The following is a 14,728-nucleotide window of genomic DNA, read 5'->3' as shown; positions in this document are numbered from 1 at the left end:
GGCTGCGAGTGTCGGGGCGGGATATCCTGGGCACCGTGCCTCCCAAGAAGCAGAAGCGTCGCAGGGTCCTTCTCAAGCTCTCGGGGGAGGCGTTCGGCGGCGGTTCGCTCGGCGTGAACCCCGACATCGTCGGCGGCATCGCCCGCGAGATCGCCGCCGCGGCACCGAGGGACGAAGACGACAGGAGCGGTGTCGAGATCGCCATCGTCGTCGGCGGTGGCAACTTCTTCCGCGGCGCGGAGCTCAGCCAGCGCGGCATGGATCGTGGCCGCGCCGACTACATGGGCATGCTCGGCACCGTGATGAACGCGCTCGCCCTGCAGGACTTCCTCGAGCAGGCGGGCGCGCAGGTGCGCGTGCAGTCGGCGATCGCGATGACGCAGGTCGCCGAGCCGTACATCCCGCTGCGCGCCGAACGGCACCTCGAGAAGGGCCGCATCGTCATCTTCGGCGCCGGCGCCGGGCTCCCGTACTTCTCCACCGACACGGTGAGCGCCCAGCGCGCCCTCGAGATCGGCGCCGCCGAGGTGCTGGTCGCGAAGAACGGCGTCGACGGCGTGTACGACTCCGACCCGCGCACCAACCCGAAGGCGAAGAAGCTCGACAAGGTGTCGTACCAGGAGGCCCTCGTGCAGGGACTCAAGGTCGTCGACTCCACCGCCTTCAGCCTCTGCATGGACAACGGGATGCCGATGGTCGTCTTCGGCATGGAGCCCGCGGGCAACATCACGAAGGCCCTCAAGGGCACCCGGATCGGCACCCTGGTCACGGCGTGAGCGATCGCTACGGCGAGGATGTCCTCGCCGGCGGCTGGCGCGACCGCGACAAGAGGGTCGTCCGCGAGGTGCCCGCCGAACGCGATCTCGTCGTCGAACTCGTCGACGGCTACGTGGGCGCCGTGGTGTCCGTGGCGAAGGGCATCGTCGAGCTCGAAGACCGACGTGGGAGAGTCCGCGCCTTCCCGCTCGGCGGCGGGTTCCTCGTCGACGGCGAGCCTGTGATCCTCACCGTGCCGAAGGCGGCGCCCGCACCCACCGCGCGCACGGCATCCGGAAGTCGTGCGGTGCCGCAGGAGCGCGCGCGGGTCGCCCGGGCGAGCCGCCTCTACGTCGAGGGCAAGCACGACGCGGAGCTCGTCGAGAAGGTGTGGGGCGCCGACCTGCGCGTCGAGGGCGTCGTCGTCGAGCTGCTCGACGGGGCCGATCATCTCGCGGCGGCCCTGAAGGAGTTCGGCCCGACACCCGGACGTCGCGCGGGAGTGCTGCTCGACCACCTCATCCCGGGGTCGAAGGAGAGCCGGATCGCCGCAGCGGCCGCCGCCCCGGGCGTGCTCGTGCTCGGGCATCCGTTCGTCGACGTCTGGCAGTCGGTGAAGCCCGTGCGGCTCGGCCTCGCCGCGTGGCCTGTGATCCCGCGCGGCACCGAGTGGAAGCACGGCATCTGCGCGGCGCTCGGCTGGCCGCATGAGACGCCGGCGGATGTCGCCGCGGCCTGGCAGCGCATCCTCGGCACGGTGCGCGGCTACGGCGATCTCGAGCCCGCGCTGCTCGGCCGCGTCGAGGAGCTCATCGACTTCGTCACCGGCGCCGGCGAGTAGCGCCGCGGGTGTCGGCGCTCGTCGTCCTCCTCATCCTCGCCGGCGGTCTCGCGCACGCGGCCTGGAACCTCGTCGTCAAACGTGCCGCGGTCAGCGGTCCGGCGTTCGTGTGGCTCACCGCGGTCGCGGCGGCGGTCCTGCTGCTGCCGGTCGCGATCGTCGTCGCGCTGCTCGACCCGCCCTCATGGCCGGAGCTCGCGCTCGCGGTCGTCGTGAGCGGTGCGCTCCAGGCGCTCTACTTCCTGTCGCTCCAGGCGGGATACCGCGCGGGGGACGTGTCGGTCGTCTACCCGCTCGCCCGCGGCACCGGGCCGCTGCTGACGGTGCTCGTGGCGATCGTGCTGTTCTCCGAGCGGCCCGGCCCGACCGGCCTGCTCGGGGCGGCCTCGGTCGTCGTCGGCGTCGTGGTGATCGGCCTCGCCGGCGGGCGCTCCCGCTGGGTCACGGCGCGGGCGGGCGTCGGGTGGGGGCTGCTCATCGGCGTCGTCATCGCCGCCTACACGCTGTGGGATGCGCACGCCGTCACCGCGCTCGCACTCTCGCCGATCCTGCTCAACGCCGGCACCACCGCGGTCGAGGCGGTGCTGCTCGCCCCCTACGCGGTGCGGCGGTGGAGCACCGTGCGGCAGGTGCTGCGCCGGCACGGCCGCGAGGTGCTCGTCGTCGCGGTGCTCTCGACGCTGTCGTACATCCTCATCCTGTTCGCGATGCAGCTCGCGCCGATCTCGATCGTCGCGCCCGCGCGGGAGATCAGCGTCGTCTTCGTCGCGCTCGCCGGGTGGCTGCTGTTCAAGGAGCCTCACCCCGCCACGCGGCTGGGTGGGGCGGCGATCGTGCTGCTCGGGGTCGCGCTCCTCGCCGCTTCGCGCTGAATCCCAGCCGAGGGGCCCTAAGCTCGTTCTTCGGAAGCGAAGGAGTGCACCCATGGCGATCGCCGACGTGCTGGCCGAGGCCCGCGACAAGATGAACCGGGCCGTCGAGGTCGCCAAAGAAGACTTCGCGACGGTGCGCACAGGTCGCATCAACCCCGCGCTCTTCCAGAAGATCCCGGTCGACTACTACGGCACGCCGACGCCGCTCGCCCAGCTCGCGAGCCTGCAGAACCCCGAGGCGCGCACCCTCATCGTGACGCCGTACGACAAGGCGGCGCTGAAAGAGATCGAGCGCGCCATCGTCAACTTCCCGAACCTCGGCGCGACGCCGACCAACGACGGCTCGATCATCCGGGTGACGATCCCCGAGCTCACGGAAGACCGTCGCAAGGAGTACGTCAAGATCGCGCGCGGCAAGGGCGAAGACGCCAAGGTCGCCATCCGCAACGTGCGCCGCAAGGCGAAGGACGACCTCGACGCCCTCCTCAAGGAGGTCTCCGAAGACGACATCTCGCGGGCCGAGAAGGAGCTCGACGTCGTCACCAAGAACCACATCGACGCGATCGATGAGGCACTCAAGCGCAAGGAAGCCGAGCTGCTCGAGGTCTGATGGCCGAGACCGACGACGGGGCGTCCACGCCCGAGCGCGCCGCCGCCGCGACCGAGCCGGCCAAGAGGCACAACCCTCTCGACGACCTCGCCCACGCCGGTCAGGAGGCGCGCGCCCAGTTCGACCACGCGAACGAGGCGATCAACCGGCGGGTCGGTCGCAACCTGCTCGCGGCGATCGGCATCGGGCTCGTGCTCGGCGCGCTCTTCCTGGTGAGCCTGCTGGTGTTCACGTGGCTGTTCATGATCCTCGCCGCGGCGCTCATCGGGCTCACGGTGTTCGAGTTCGCGAGCGCGCTGCGCTTCGCCGGGCGGGACGTTCCGCGCGTCGCCTCGACCGTCGTCGCCGTCGCGACCGTGCCCGCGGCGTTCTTCTTCGGCGTCGACGGGCTCTGGCTCGCGGTGCTCGCCGCGGTCGTGCTCATCACGCTGTGGCGGCTCGGCGAGCAGTTCCGGCCGAGTCACAACACGGATGCCCGCTCGCTGTTCGCCGACATCGGCGCGGGTGCGCTCGTGCAGGTCTACGTGACCTTCCTCGCGGGCCTCTACGTCGTGCTCGCAGGCCTGCCCGGCGGGCAGTGGTGGACGCTCGCGGCGATCATCATCGTCGTCGTGACCGACGTCGGCGCGTACGCGTCGGGACTCGCCTTCGGCAAGCACAAGCTCGCGCCGCTCATCAGTCCCGGCAAGACCTGGGAGGGCTTCCTCGGGTCGATCGTCGTCGCGACGATCGCAGGTGTGCTGCTCGCCTGGCTCATGCTCGGACAGCCGTGGTGGCTCGGTTTCATCCTCGGCCCGTTGCTCGCCCTCGTCGGCACGATCGGCGATCTCACCGAGTCGCTCATCAAGCGCGACCTGGGCATCAAGGACATCTCGTCGATGCTGCCGGGTCACGGCGGCTTCCTCGACCGGCTCGACTCGATCCTCCCGTCGGCGGCCGTCGCCTACGTCATCTTCCTCGTCGTGTCGAGTCTGGGTGCGGCGTAGGCCCGCATCCGCCTCGCGCGGGTCAGGGCCGACGCGGACGCAGCGCTCCGGCGACGGCCAGCGCCGTCGTGCTCACCGCGGGGGCGAAGCGCTCCGCCTGGTCGAGCGCCGTCGCCCCGGTCACCGAGATCGCGCCGAGCGCCCGGCCGCGTGGATCGAGGATCGGCGCGGCGACGCAGAACAGCCCGAGCCGCGACTCCTCGACGTCGTAGGCGATGCGACGCTCGCGCACCCGGGCGAGTTCTGCTCGCAGCGCGCCCGCGTCGACGATCGTCTTGGGGGTCACCGCCTCGAGCGGTGCGGCGAGCAGCTCCTCGAGTGCTCCGGCGTCGCTGAAGGCGAGGATCGCCTTGCCGAGGCCCGTCGCGTGCAGCGGGTTGCGGCCGCCCTGACGCGAGTGCGGCACTCGCAGCGCGCGCGAGCTGATCTTGTCGACGTAGACGATCTCGCGCCCGTCGCGGATGGCGACGTTGACGGTGAGCTGCGTCACCTCGTGCAGGTGATGGGCGAACGGCAGGGCCGCCTCGCGCAGCGTGACCGACGTCGGCGCCATGCTGCCGAGTTCGAACAGCTTCACGCCGAGCCGCACGCCGCCCGTCGTGCGTTCGAGCGCACCCCACTCGAGCAGCTCTCCGACGAGCCGATGGGTGGTCGAGCGCGCGACGCCGGAGATGCGCGAGAGCTCGCGGATGCTGAGCTCGGGCGTGCGCGGGGTGAAGGCGTCGAGCAGTCCGAGCGCCTTGCGGACGGCCGAGGGCGGGTCCGACGCGGCGTCCTGCTGCGCGGGACGTTCCATGGCTCGTCAGCCTACCCCGGTGACACGATGCGAGAGCATCATGCGGACGAGGGCGGAGGTGGATGACGTGCGAGCGACCGATGCGGTCTCGACTGTGGTGGTGAGCCCCGAGGAGGAGCACGCCGTCATCGCCGAGGCCCTCGTCCGGCATGGTGCGACAGCCGACGACGCCGAACTGCAGGCCGCGACCCTCGTCGAGGGCGACCTCCGCGGACACGCCTCGCACGGCATCCGACGGCTTCCCGTGCTCGTCGGCCGGTTGCTCGCCGGCGTCACCGTCTCGGGTGTCGAGCTCGGACTCGACTGGCGCACCGACGCAGGCCTCGTCGTCGACGGCCGCCGCGCACTCGGACCCGTCGCCGCTCACCGCGCCCTCGACCTGATCCTCGAACGCGCCGCGACGACCGGCCTCGCGATGGCGAGCATCCGCAACGCCGGGCACGTCGGGATGCTCGCCCCCTACCTCGAACGCATCGTCGCGACCGGCAATGCCGGGGTGGCCCTCACCGTGAGCGAAGCGCTCGTGCACCCGTGGGGCGGTGCGACCGCGATGGTGGGTACGAACCCGATCGGCGTCGGCATCCCGACCCTCGCTGAACCGTTCATCCTCGACATGTCGACCGCCGAGGTGTCGATGGGCAAGATCATCGACCACCGCGACCGCGGCGTGCCGATCCCGCTCGGCTGGGCGATCGACGCCGACGGCAACGCCACGACGGATGCCGCCGCCGCCGCGCAGGGGGCGATCGCGCCGTTCGGCGGGCCGAAGGGCTACGCGCTCGGACTCGCCTTCGAGGCGCTCGTCGGCGTGCTCGCCGGGTCGGCGTTCGGACGCGACGTGCACGGCACGCTCGACGTCGAGCACCCGCCGAGCAAGGGCGACCTCTTCGTCGTGTTCTCGCTCGACGCCCTCGGTTCCACGGGATCGCTCGCCGGTCTCACCCAGTACTTCGACGCGGTGCGCGCGAGCGGGGGGTCGACTCCGGTCGCCGTCCCCGGCGATCGTGCCCGCGCCGAACGTGCCGCGCGGATCACCGCCGGCATCCCCCTCGACGCGGCCGTCTGGGAGCGGGCGCTCGCTCTTCGGAACGGTGCCTCCCCATGAACCACTCCCACCCACCCGCGGACCCGATCGGGATCCTGCGGGCGCCCGACGCCGTGCACTTCGGTCGCGGCGCTCTCGCGTCGCTCGCCCCGGCGGTCGCCCGGCTCGGCTCGCGCGCGCTCGTCGTCGTCGACCCCTTCCTGAGCAGCACGCCCGCGTTCGCGGGTGCGCTCGCGGCGCTCGACGCCGCCGGGGTGACGGTGCACGTGCACTCCGAGGTCATCCCGGAACTCCCCGTCGCGAGCGTCGTCGCCGCGGCCGAGGCGGCCCGTGCCGCGCGGCCCGACGTCGTCGTCGCGTACGGCGGCGGTTCGGCGCTCGACCTCGGCAAGCTCGTCGCGCTCCTGCTCTCGCAGCCGGGGCCGCTCGCCGACTACTACGGCGAGAACAAGGTGACAGGTGCGGTGCTGCCGATCGTCGCCGTGCCGACGACGGCGGGCACCGGCTCCGAGGCGACCCCGGTCGCCGTCGTCTCCGATCCCGACCGCGAACTCAAGGTGGGCGTCTCCGACGCGACGCTCATCCCGCGCGTCGCGATCGTCGACCCCGACCTCACGATGGGCGCCCCGGCCTCCGTCACGGCCTACTCGGGCATCGACGCGATCGTGCACTGCGCCGAGTCGTTCACCGCCGTCGAGCGCGAGCCCGACTGGTCGAGTCAGCTGCCGATCTTCGTCGGCCGCAACCGGATGTCGTCGCTCCTGGGGCTCGACGGACTCCGCGCGATGGGCGACGCCCTGCCGCGCGCCGTGAAAGACGGCTCCGACGTCGAGGCGCGCGAGCGCATGGCGTGGGGCAGCCTCCTGGGCGGGATGGCGTTCGGCTCCGGGGGAACGCACCTGTCCCACGCGCTGCAGTATCCGATCGGAGCCCTCACCCACACGCCGCACGGGCTCGGCACCGGGCTCATGCTGCCGTACGTGCTCCAGGCGTGCTTCGATCAGACGGTGGATCGTCTCGCGCTCATGGCCGACGCCCTCGGCGTCGGCGGCCGCGCGACCGCACGCGACGACGCCCAGGCGGCGATCGACAGGCTCGCCGCGATCACGGTCGAGATCGAGCTGCCCGCCTCCCTCGCCGACATCGGGCTCGAACGCGCGCAACTGCCGCGCATCGCCGAGCTCGCCGCCGGCGTCACGCGGCTCGTCGCGCTCGCCTCCCGCGAGGCGACCCCCGACCTGCTCGAGCGCATCCTCGACGCCGCGTTCGACGGCGACCGCTCGCGCCTCGCCTGACCCTCCCGCTCCCGCTCACCACCACACCCAGAAAGACATCCATGGACTACATCTCCGACCTCTTCATCGACGGCGAATGGCGCGCCGGGGCCGAGGGGAAGACCTTCCCCGTGATCGACCCCGCCGACGGCTCCACGATCGCCGACTTCGCGATCGCGACCGACGACGACTGCACCGCCGCGATCGAGGCCGCCGAGGCTGCGTTCCCCGCGTGGGCGGCGACCCCTCCGCGCGAACGCAGCGAGATCCTGCGCCGCGCGTTCGACATCCTGACGGCGGAGAAGGAGCACTTCGCCGAGATCATGGTGCGCGAGAACGGCAAGTCGTGGGGTGACGCGATGGCCGAGGCGGGCTACGCGACCGAGTTCTTCCGCTGGTTCGCCGAGGAGGCCGTGCGCATCCCGGGCGACTTCCGCCTCTCTCCGAGCGGCGCGACCCGCATCGTCGTGACCCGCCAGCCGATCGGCGTCTCGCTGCTCATCACGCCGTGGAACTTCCCCGCCGCGATGGCGACCCGCAAGCTCGCGCCGGCCCTCGCCGCAGGCTGCACGACCATCCTCAAGCCCGCGAGCGAGACGCCGCTCACTGCCGCCTACGTCGTCGACGCCCTCGCGCGTGCGGGCGTGCCGAAGGGCGTCGTCAACCTTGTCACGCCGAAGCCGACCGGACCGGCGATCTCGAAGATGATGCACCACCCCGCGGTGCGCAAGATGTCGTTCACCGGCTCGACCGAGGTGGGACGGATGCTGCTCCACGAGGCCGCCGATACCGTCGTGTCGACGTCGATGGAGCTCGGCGGCAACGCGCCGTTCCTCGTGCTCCCGGGCGCCGACCTCGACGTCGCCGTCGAGGGTGCGATGCTCGCGAAGATGCGCAACGGCGGCTCGGCCTGCACGGCCGCCAACCGGTTCTACGTGCACAGCAGCGTGCACGACGAGTTCGTCGCGAAGTTCACCGAGAAGCTGCGCGAGGTGAAGAACGGCCCCGGACTCGAGAAGGAGAACACGCTCGGCGCCCTCGTGTCGCTCGACGAGCGCGACAAGGTGGCGGAGCTCGTCGAGACCGCCGTCGCGGAAGGCGCCACCGTGACCCTCGGTGGCGAGAAGAGCGACACGGGCGCGTTCTACCCCGCCACCGTCGTCACGGGCGTGAAGCACGGCTCGACGATCAATCAGACCGAGATCTTCGGGCCGGTCACCGCCGTCGTGAAGGTCGACGACGTCGACGAGATGATCCGCATGGCCAACGACTCGATCTACGGCCTCATCGGCTACGTCTTCGGCGAGGAGTCGCTCGCACTCCGCACGGCGCTCAAGATCGACGCCGGGATGGTCGGCGTCAACAAGGGCGTGCTCTCCGACCCCGCCGCACCGTTCGGCGGCACGAAGCAGTCGGGACTCGGCCGCGAGGGTTCGAGCGAGGGCATCCTGGAGTACCTCGAGGAGAAGTACATCGGGATGGTGCCCTAGCGGATGCTGCGCTAGACCGCGACCTCCCGCGAAAGCGCTCCGCGACCAGGGAGAATGAGGGCATGAGAGCCCTCGCCGTCGCGGAGCGCCTGCGCGAGGACATCCGCGCCGGGCGCTTCCACCCGCGTGAGCGTCTCGTCGAGGCCGACCTCGCCGACGCCTACGGGGTGAAGCGCTCGGCCGTGCGGGCGGCTCTCATGGAGCTCGCGGCGGAGGGTGTCGTCGAACGCACCCCCAACCGCGGCGCGCGCGTGCGATCGATCTCGATCGACGAGGCCATCGAGATCACCGAGACCCGTCTCTCGCTGCAGGCGATGTGCGCGGGCAAGGCCGCGCTGCGCGGGAGCGAGGCGCAGCGCGAGGAGCTGCGCGAACTGCTCGCCGAGCTGCGGGCCGCCGTCGACCGCAACGAACCCGAGCGGTACGTCGCCATGAACGCCCGCATCTTCGCGGTCATCCGCGAGATGAGCGGCCAGACCACCGCGACCGGCATCATCGAGCGGCTGTACGCGCAGAGCTCGCCGAATCCGTTCCCGTTCATGATCCCGCAGCGTCGCGTCGCGTCGATGCACGAGTACGAGCGAATCGTGGATGCCGTGGTGGCGCAGGATGCCGACGCGGCCCACGCGGCGACGGTCACGCACCGCGACCACGTGCTCGACGCGTTGCGGGCGATCCGCGACGGCCGCCCCATCGAGGGTGCCGTCGCCACGTAACGACTCGGTGGTCGAGTAGCGGCGCAGCCGCGTGTCGAGACCTCGTCGCGGCAGGTCTCGACACGCGCCCTGCGGGCGCTACTCGACCCCCGAAGGCAGCGGCAGCAGGAGGTCGGCGATGCGCTCGCCGATCATGATCGCCGTGAGGTGGGTGTTGGCACGCGGCACCCACGGGCAGATCGACAGGTCGGCGACGACGAGGCCGTCCACGCCGAGCACCCGGCCGTGGGCGTCCACGACGGTCGTCGACGCCGCAGGATCACCCATCCGCGCCCCGCTCGACAGGTGCGAGGTGTCGCGGGCGACCTCGCGGAGGAAGGCATCGAGCTCGGCATCCGACATCCCGGGGTCGATGACGCGGCCCTCGCGGTCGCGGATCGCACGCACCCGACTCGCCACGGCATCCGAGGAGAACATCGCCACGGCATCCCTCACCGCCCGTCGCGCGAGCACGCGGTCGCGGGGATCGCTCAGGAGCCCGAGGGAGATGTCGGCGGGCGACTCGGGATCCGAGGAGACGATCTCGAACGATCCGCGCGAGTGCACCTGGCCGAGCTTCACGCCCATCGCGACCGTGCCGGGATCGTCGGCGAGCGGGTTCGCGGCGACGATGAGCAGGTCGCCCGAGTCGAACTCCGGGGTGCCGGAGGTGTAGCGCACGGTCACGTTGCCGCGGGCGCCGTTGCGGGCCTGCCCCTCGCTCTCGGCGAGCTCGAGCGCGACCCAGAGCCCCAGGTGGTCCTGCATGCCGATGCCGACGGGGAGGTCGGCGACGACGGGGATGCCGTGGCGGTCGAGCAGCGGACGCGGCCCGACACCCGAGCGCTGGAGGATGCCGGGGGAGGAGGCGGCCCCCGCGGCGAGCACGACGGTGCCCGCGTCGATCACGAGCTCCTCGCCCCCGCGGCGCACGACGACACCGGTCGCCCGTCCGTCGGTGACGAGCACGCGGTCGACGAGTGCGTCACCGAGGATGCGGAGGTTGCCCCGGTAGCGGTGCGGCTCGAGGTAGCCGTCGTTCGTCGTCCACCGCACGCCGAGGCGGATGTTGAGCGCCGTGCGCGAGACGCCGAACGCTCCGGGCTTGTTGTGGTCGGGTTCCCAGGCGTGCCCCGCGGCGACGGCGGCGTCGGCGAGGATGCGGTCGCCCGCACCCCAGGCGGCGTCCTCGCGCCGCACGATCGGCGTCGGGCCGCCGCGGCCGTGATACGCCTCGTCGCCGTACTCGAGGTCGTCCTCGAGGCGCGCGAAGAGGGGGAGCACGTCGGTGGCGCCCCAGCCGGAGCAGCCCGCGGCAGCCCACGCGTCGAACTCCTCGAGGGGCGGGCGGATGACGACCAGCCCGTTGATCGACGAGGTGCCGCCGAGGCCGCGCCCGCGCACGTACGGTTCGGGGTCGCCGTCCGCCCAGCGGCGCACCCGCACGCCGGGATCGACGAAGTCGGTCGGGACGCGGCCGCCGACCTTCCACGCGAAGACGTCCGGCGGCGGGAAGCGCACGTCGTGCGGCGCCTCCTCCGACAGCCAGTCGCGCCCCGCTTCGACGAGCAGCACGTCGGCGCCGCGCTCGGCGAGGCGGCCCGCCAGGGCGGCGCCCGCCGAGCCGGCGCCGACGACGACGTAGTCGGCGCCGCGGGTCTCGACACGCCCGCTGCGCGGGCTACTCGACCACCGAGGGTGGGTCACTTCTTGGCGGCCAGCGCCTGCTTGATCGCCTCGGGCATCCGCTCCTCGGGGAACGGCCAGAGGAAGTCGGGGCCGCCCACCCAGTACGGGTCGATCGCACCCGCGGCGGCGATCGCACGGAGGTCGTCGGGGTCGTAGCCGCGCTGGACGGCGGCGAGGTCCTGCTCGAGTTCCGCGACGGTCTGCGCGCCGAACACGACGACGTCGACGAGGTCGTTCGTGAGGGGGAACGCGACGGCGGCTTCCGCGAGCGGGATGCCCCGCGCATCCGCCTCGGCCTGCATCCGACCGACGGCCTCGATCACTTCGGGCTCGGCGGGCCATGCCGAGTGGAGCGGCTGCTCCACCCCGTCCACGCCCGTGCCGAGCAGATTGCCCGCGAACGGCGACGTGAGGATCGTCCCGATCCCCTTCTCCTTGGCGTCCTCGAGCAGTCCCGTGACGGCGGCCTGTTGGTTGAGGAGCGTGTAGAGACGCGGGAACTGGATGACGTCCCAGGCGTCGCTCGCAACGGCGGCCTGGAGTGCCGGGAGGGTGCCGGTCGCGACGCCGAGGTGCCCGATCTTGCCGGCATCCTGAAGGCGTCGCAGTTCGGCGAGCGTGCCGAGGTCGCCCTCGATCGCGTCCATGTCGGCCTGCGTGCGCGGGTCATGCACCATGAACAGCGGGATGCTGTCGAGGCCGAAGGCGGCGAGACTGCGGTCGACGCTGTCGCGGATCTGCGCGGGCGTGAAGCCCTTCCCGTGGCCGAACTTCGTCGACACCACGAGGCCGTCCGGTGCGCCGAGCAGGGCGATGAGGCCGCCGAGGCGCTCCTCGTTCGCGTACACCTCGGCCGAGTCGAGCAGCGTGATGCCGGCCGCGAACGCCGTGCGCAGCAGCTCGAGCAGCGTCTCGTCGTCGTCGACCTTGAACGACGGCGGAGCGGCAGGATTGCCCATGCCCCAGAGCCCGAGGCCGAGACGCGCGGTCTCGATCCCGGTGCGGCCGAGGGTGGTGCGGGGGAGCGTCACTTCACGACATCCTTCAGCTGCTCGGGCACGCGGTCCTTCGGGAACGGCCAGACGAAGTCGGGGCCGCCCATGAGACGTTCGTCGACCGTGCCGGCCTCGGCGATCGACTCGAGGTCGGCGCGCGAGATTCCGAGGTGCAGCGACTCGACGTTCATCTCGAGCTCGCGCGGTGAACGCACACCCTGCACGACGAGGTCGAGCAGCGGCTCGGTCGCGACGTAGGCGCCCCCCGCCTGCGCGATCGTGATGCCGAGTTCGTCGGCGCGGTCCTGCATCCGTCCCACGGCCTCGACCACCTCGGGCTGGGCGGGCCAGTACGCGTAGAGGGGATTGTCGACGCCGCGCACGCCCGTGGCGAGGATGTTGCCCGTGAACGGGGCGGCGAGCATCGTGCCCATCCCCTTCGCCTTCGCCTTCTCGAGCAGTCCCGAGGTCTTCGCGGCGCGCAGCACGAGGGTGTAGAGGCGGGGGAACTGGATGACGTCGAACTCGCCGCTGTCGACCGCCTGCTGCAGGGGCGGCAGGGTGCCGGTCGCGACGCCGATCGCTCCGACGAGGCCCTCGTCCTGCAGCTTGCGCAGCGCCTCGACGGCGCCGCCCTTGCCGAGCGCGACGGCCATGTCCTCCTCGCCGCGGGGGTCGTGGATGAGCATGAGCGGGAGCTTCTCGAGGTTCAACTCGCGCAGCGAACGCTCGACCGAACGGCGGAACGAGTCGCCCGTGAAGTCGTCGCGGCCGAACTTCGACGCGATCACGAGGTCGGACGGCACGTTCGACACCTGCGTGAGCAGGCGCCCGAGGCGCTCCTCGTTCTGGTACATCTCGGCGGAGTCGAGGTAGTTGATGCCCGCGGCGAACGACGCCTCGAGCACCTCCACGATGAGCTGGTCGTCGTCGCCCATGCTCGCGTCGGGGGCGGCCTTGCCGATGCCCCACGTGCCGAGCGCGAGCTTGCTGACCTCGATGCCCGTCGACCCGAGGGCGACGTGCGGAACCTTCGCGGTCGTGCTCACTTGCCGAACTCCGTGCCGGCGGCGACGTGGGCGTCGATCTCGTCCCAGACCTCCTGCGGCACCTCGCGGCCCGGCGTCGGCGCGCCCTGGCGCTCGCGGTTGAGGTGGCCGTCACGCTGCGCGTCCTCGAGCGGCATCGCGATGACGAGGCCGTTCATCGTCTCCTCGACGTTCTCGGCGCCGTGCTCGTACCCCTTGCCCGCGGCCATGAGCGTGCCCGGGCCGACCTTGATCTTGCGACCGTGGTAGTCGAGCGTGAAGTGGCCCCGGAAGATGACCCAGTACTCGTCGCCGTCGTGGTAGTGGGTGTCGCACGGGTGCTCGGGGTCGAACATGCAGATCTCGCTGCGCACCGAGTGCTCCCAGTGGCCCATGACGCGGCCGATCTCGGCCATCGAGGTGCCCGTGTTGGTGAGCGTGGCTCCGCTCGCGGGGATGTCGAAGTAGTCGCGCTTGTTGAGGGTCGTGCGGCCGAACTCGGTCTCGACCTGAACGACGCCGGAGACGACGACGATGCGGTCCTTCGGCGTCGTCGGCTCGATGCGTCGGCTCGACCCGAGCGGCCGGTCCTGGTAGTAGCCCCAGTAGGGCACGTGGCCCGTGCCGTCGTCGGTGATCGCGTGGTCGTTCACCGTCCCCGCCTTGGCGGGCATCTGGCGGCCGAGGTGGAAGAACTCGAAGTCGTCGATCTCGACCCAGGGGAGCTTCTTGGTCTTGAGGGTCTCGCGCGTGTAGAGCGGCATGGTGGGTGTTCTTCCTTACTTGTTTCGCAGAACGGGGCTCTTGAAGGACTCGATCTCGGCCTTCACGTACTCCTCGACCGGGATGCGCTCGATCGCCGACTCGCCGAGGATGCCCTGCACGTCGGAGTTGGCGTAGAGGTACTCGGTGTCGGCGGGGCGGGCGAACGGTCCGCCGTGGGCGAGCACGATGACGTCGGGGTTGCCCCGACGGGCGGCCTCGAGGATCTCCTGGACGTGCTCGGTCGCGCGCTCGAGGCTGAGGCTGCTGGGGGCGTCGGGGGAGGGGCCGACCATCCCGCCGTGGGTGAGGCCGCAGCGGGCGACGATGACGTCGGCGCCCCCGGCGGCGAGCTCTTCGGCGAAGGCGGCGTTGTAGCTCTGGCCCATCGCGAGCAAATCGTGCTCGCGCGCGAGGCCCATGAGCTCGACCTCCCGGTTGGAGCCCATGCCGACGTCGTTGCGGGCCCTCGCCCAGTAGTCGCTCGCGGCGAAGGCGCTCGGGAAGTTGTCGATGCCGTTGATGCCCAGTTCGGCGTAGCGCTCGACGACGGCGCCCAGACGGCGGCGCTGCCCGTCGGTCGCGTCGAGGCCCGCGATGATGGGGGTGCGGTCCACGACGTTGTCGATCTCGGGGAACATCGCGAGCGTCATGTCGATCGGGTTGCCGATGTAGATCGTGGTCGGCACGCCGAGGTTGCGCGAGCGGCTGTTGGCGTGCAGCACGATGAGGTCGGCACCGCCGATCTCGGCGCACTTCGCGACGATGCCGACACCCGCACCCGCGGCCACGATGGGCTCTCGGCGGCTGAGAGTAGAGGCGAGCCGCGCGAGGATCTCGGCGCGGGTGAAGGTCCGTGCGGCGACGGATGCGGGCATGGTGTCTCTCC

Annotated in this window: 15 protein-coding genes; 9 read left to right on the top strand and 6 right to left on the bottom strand. The window is 71.5% G+C overall.

Annotated elements, in window-relative coordinates; all coding sequences use genetic code 11:
- Positions 1-35: 35 nt before the first annotated feature.
- The 5 genes from pyrH to ACO1X9_RS05930 are packed head-to-tail and all read left to right on the top strand — an operon-like array spanning position 36 to position 4,065.
- Positions 36-776 (top strand): UMP kinase, encoded by a 741-nt coding sequence (gene pyrH, locus ACO1X9_RS05950; RefSeq protein ID WP_486349912.1) that lies wholly within the window; start codon positions 36-38, stop codon positions 774-776.
- Positions 773-1,597 carry a DUF3097 domain-containing protein gene (locus ACO1X9_RS05945; protein WP_486349911.1) on the top strand — a complete coding sequence of 275 codons (825 nt, stop codon included), beginning with the start codon at positions 773-775 and terminating at the stop codon, positions 1,595-1,597. The genes pyrH and ACO1X9_RS05945 overlap by 4 nt, the downstream gene beginning before the upstream one ends.
- Before the next feature lie 8 nt (positions 1,598-1,605).
- Complete coding sequence (locus ACO1X9_RS05940; RefSeq protein ID WP_486349910.1) at positions 1,606-2,469, top strand: EamA family transporter; 864 nt, start codon at positions 1,606-1,608, stop codon at positions 2,467-2,469.
- Between the two features lie 52 nt (positions 2,470-2,521).
- A complete protein-coding gene (gene frr, locus ACO1X9_RS05935) occupies positions 2,522-3,079 on the top strand; it encodes a ribosome recycling factor (RefSeq protein WP_486349909.1) in 558 nt (185 codons plus the stop codon).
- Complete coding sequence (locus ACO1X9_RS05930) at positions 3,079-4,065, top strand: phosphatidate cytidylyltransferase (RefSeq protein ID WP_486349908.1); 987 nt, start codon at positions 3,079-3,081, stop codon at positions 4,063-4,065. The genes frr and ACO1X9_RS05930 overlap by 1 nt, the downstream gene beginning before the upstream one ends.
- Before the next feature lie 22 nt (positions 4,066-4,087).
- Here ACO1X9_RS05930 and ACO1X9_RS05925 read toward each other — a convergent pair whose 3' ends face one another.
- Positions 4,088-4,861, bottom strand: coding sequence for an IclR family transcriptional regulator (locus ACO1X9_RS05925; protein WP_486349907.1), 774 nt, complete (start codon positions 4,859-4,861; stop codon positions 4,088-4,090).
- Between the two features lie 67 nt (positions 4,862-4,928).
- Here ACO1X9_RS05925 and ACO1X9_RS05920 point away from each other — a divergent pair, with 67 nt between their 5' ends.
- The 4 genes from ACO1X9_RS05920 (at position 4,929) to ACO1X9_RS05905 (ending at position 9,386) form a co-directional block, all read left to right on the top strand.
- Positions 4,929-5,966, top strand: a complete 1,038-nt coding sequence (locus tag ACO1X9_RS05920) for an Ldh family oxidoreductase (RefSeq protein ID WP_486349906.1) — start codon at positions 4,929-4,931, stop codon at positions 5,964-5,966.
- Positions 5,963-7,201, top strand: coding sequence for an iron-containing alcohol dehydrogenase (locus ACO1X9_RS05915; RefSeq protein WP_486349905.1), 1,239 nt, complete (start codon positions 5,963-5,965; stop codon positions 7,199-7,201). Before ACO1X9_RS05920 ends, ACO1X9_RS05915 begins: the two co-directional genes overlap by 4 nt.
- Before the next feature lie 41 nt (positions 7,202-7,242).
- Positions 7,243-8,670, top strand: a complete 1,428-nt coding sequence (locus tag ACO1X9_RS05910) for an NAD-dependent succinate-semialdehyde dehydrogenase (protein ID WP_486349904.1) — start codon at positions 7,243-7,245, stop codon at positions 8,668-8,670.
- Between the two features lie 62 nt (positions 8,671-8,732).
- Complete coding sequence (locus ACO1X9_RS05905; RefSeq protein ID WP_486349903.1) at positions 8,733-9,386, top strand: GntR family transcriptional regulator; 654 nt, start codon at positions 8,733-8,735, stop codon at positions 9,384-9,386.
- A gap of 78 nt (positions 9,387-9,464) precedes the next feature.
- On the opposite strand, the gene ACO1X9_RS05900 is transcribed toward ACO1X9_RS05905, so the two are convergent.
- From ACO1X9_RS05900 to ACO1X9_RS05880, 5 genes are read right to left on the bottom strand one after another with little or no spacing between them, the layout of a single operon-like run.
- Complete coding sequence (locus tag ACO1X9_RS05900) at positions 9,465-11,072, bottom strand: GMC family oxidoreductase (protein ID WP_486349902.1); 1,608 nt, start codon at positions 11,070-11,072, stop codon at positions 9,465-9,467.
- Positions 11,069-12,085, bottom strand: a complete 1,017-nt coding sequence (locus tag ACO1X9_RS05895) for an aldo/keto reductase (protein ID WP_486349901.1) — start codon at positions 12,083-12,085, stop codon at positions 11,069-11,071. The genes ACO1X9_RS05900 and ACO1X9_RS05895 overlap by 4 nt, the downstream gene beginning before the upstream one ends.
- Positions 12,082-13,098 (bottom strand): aldo/keto reductase, encoded by a 1,017-nt coding sequence (locus tag ACO1X9_RS05890; protein WP_486349900.1) that lies wholly within the window; start codon positions 13,096-13,098, stop codon positions 12,082-12,084. The genes ACO1X9_RS05895 and ACO1X9_RS05890 overlap by 4 nt, the downstream gene beginning before the upstream one ends.
- Complete coding sequence (locus ACO1X9_RS05885) at positions 13,095-13,841, bottom strand: cupin domain-containing protein (protein ID WP_486349899.1); 747 nt, start codon at positions 13,839-13,841, stop codon at positions 13,095-13,097. The genes ACO1X9_RS05890 and ACO1X9_RS05885 overlap by 4 nt, the downstream gene beginning before the upstream one ends.
- 15 nt (positions 13,842-13,856) lie before the next feature.
- Positions 13,857-14,717 carry a phosphoenolpyruvate hydrolase family protein gene (locus tag ACO1X9_RS05880; protein WP_486349898.1) on the bottom strand — a complete coding sequence of 287 codons (861 nt, stop codon included), beginning with the start codon at positions 14,715-14,717 and terminating at the stop codon, positions 13,857-13,859.
- Positions 14,718-14,728: the final 11 nt, after the last annotated feature.

The organism is Pseudolysinimonas sp., from assembly GCF_057350545.1.
Note: the sequence above shows the minus strand (reverse complement) of the source record. Positions and strands in the feature narration are given on the sequence as shown.

What these genes read in the sequence shown, in the direction of transcription:
- ACO1X9_RS05885 (WP_486349899.1), bottom strand. Translation starts at nt 13,841, where the DNA reads ATGCCGCTCTACACGCGCGAGACCCTCAAGACCAAGAAGCTCCCCTGG.
- ACO1X9_RS05910 (WP_486349904.1), top strand. Translation starts at nt 7,243, where the DNA reads ATGGACTACATCTCCGACCTCTTCATCGACGGCGAATGGCGCGCCGGG.
- ACO1X9_RS05880 (WP_486349898.1), bottom strand. Translation starts at nt 14,717, where the DNA reads ATGCCCGCATCCGTCGCCGCACGGACCTTCACCCGCGCCGAGATCCTC.
- ACO1X9_RS05925 (WP_486349907.1), bottom strand. Translation starts at nt 4,861, where the DNA reads ATGGAACGTCCCGCGCAGCAGGACGCCGCGTCGGACCCGCCCTCGGCC.
- frr (WP_486349909.1), top strand. Translation starts at nt 2,522, where the DNA reads ATGGCGATCGCCGACGTGCTGGCCGAGGCCCGCGACAAGATGAACCGG.
- ACO1X9_RS05915 (WP_486349905.1), top strand. Translation starts at nt 5,963, where the DNA reads ATGAACCACTCCCACCCACCCGCGGACCCGATCGGGATCCTGCGGGCG.
- ACO1X9_RS05905 (WP_486349903.1), top strand. Translation starts at nt 8,733, where the DNA reads ATGAGAGCCCTCGCCGTCGCGGAGCGCCTGCGCGAGGACATCCGCGCC.
- ACO1X9_RS05930 (WP_486349908.1), top strand. Translation starts at nt 3,079, where the DNA reads ATGGCCGAGACCGACGACGGGGCGTCCACGCCCGAGCGCGCCGCCGCC.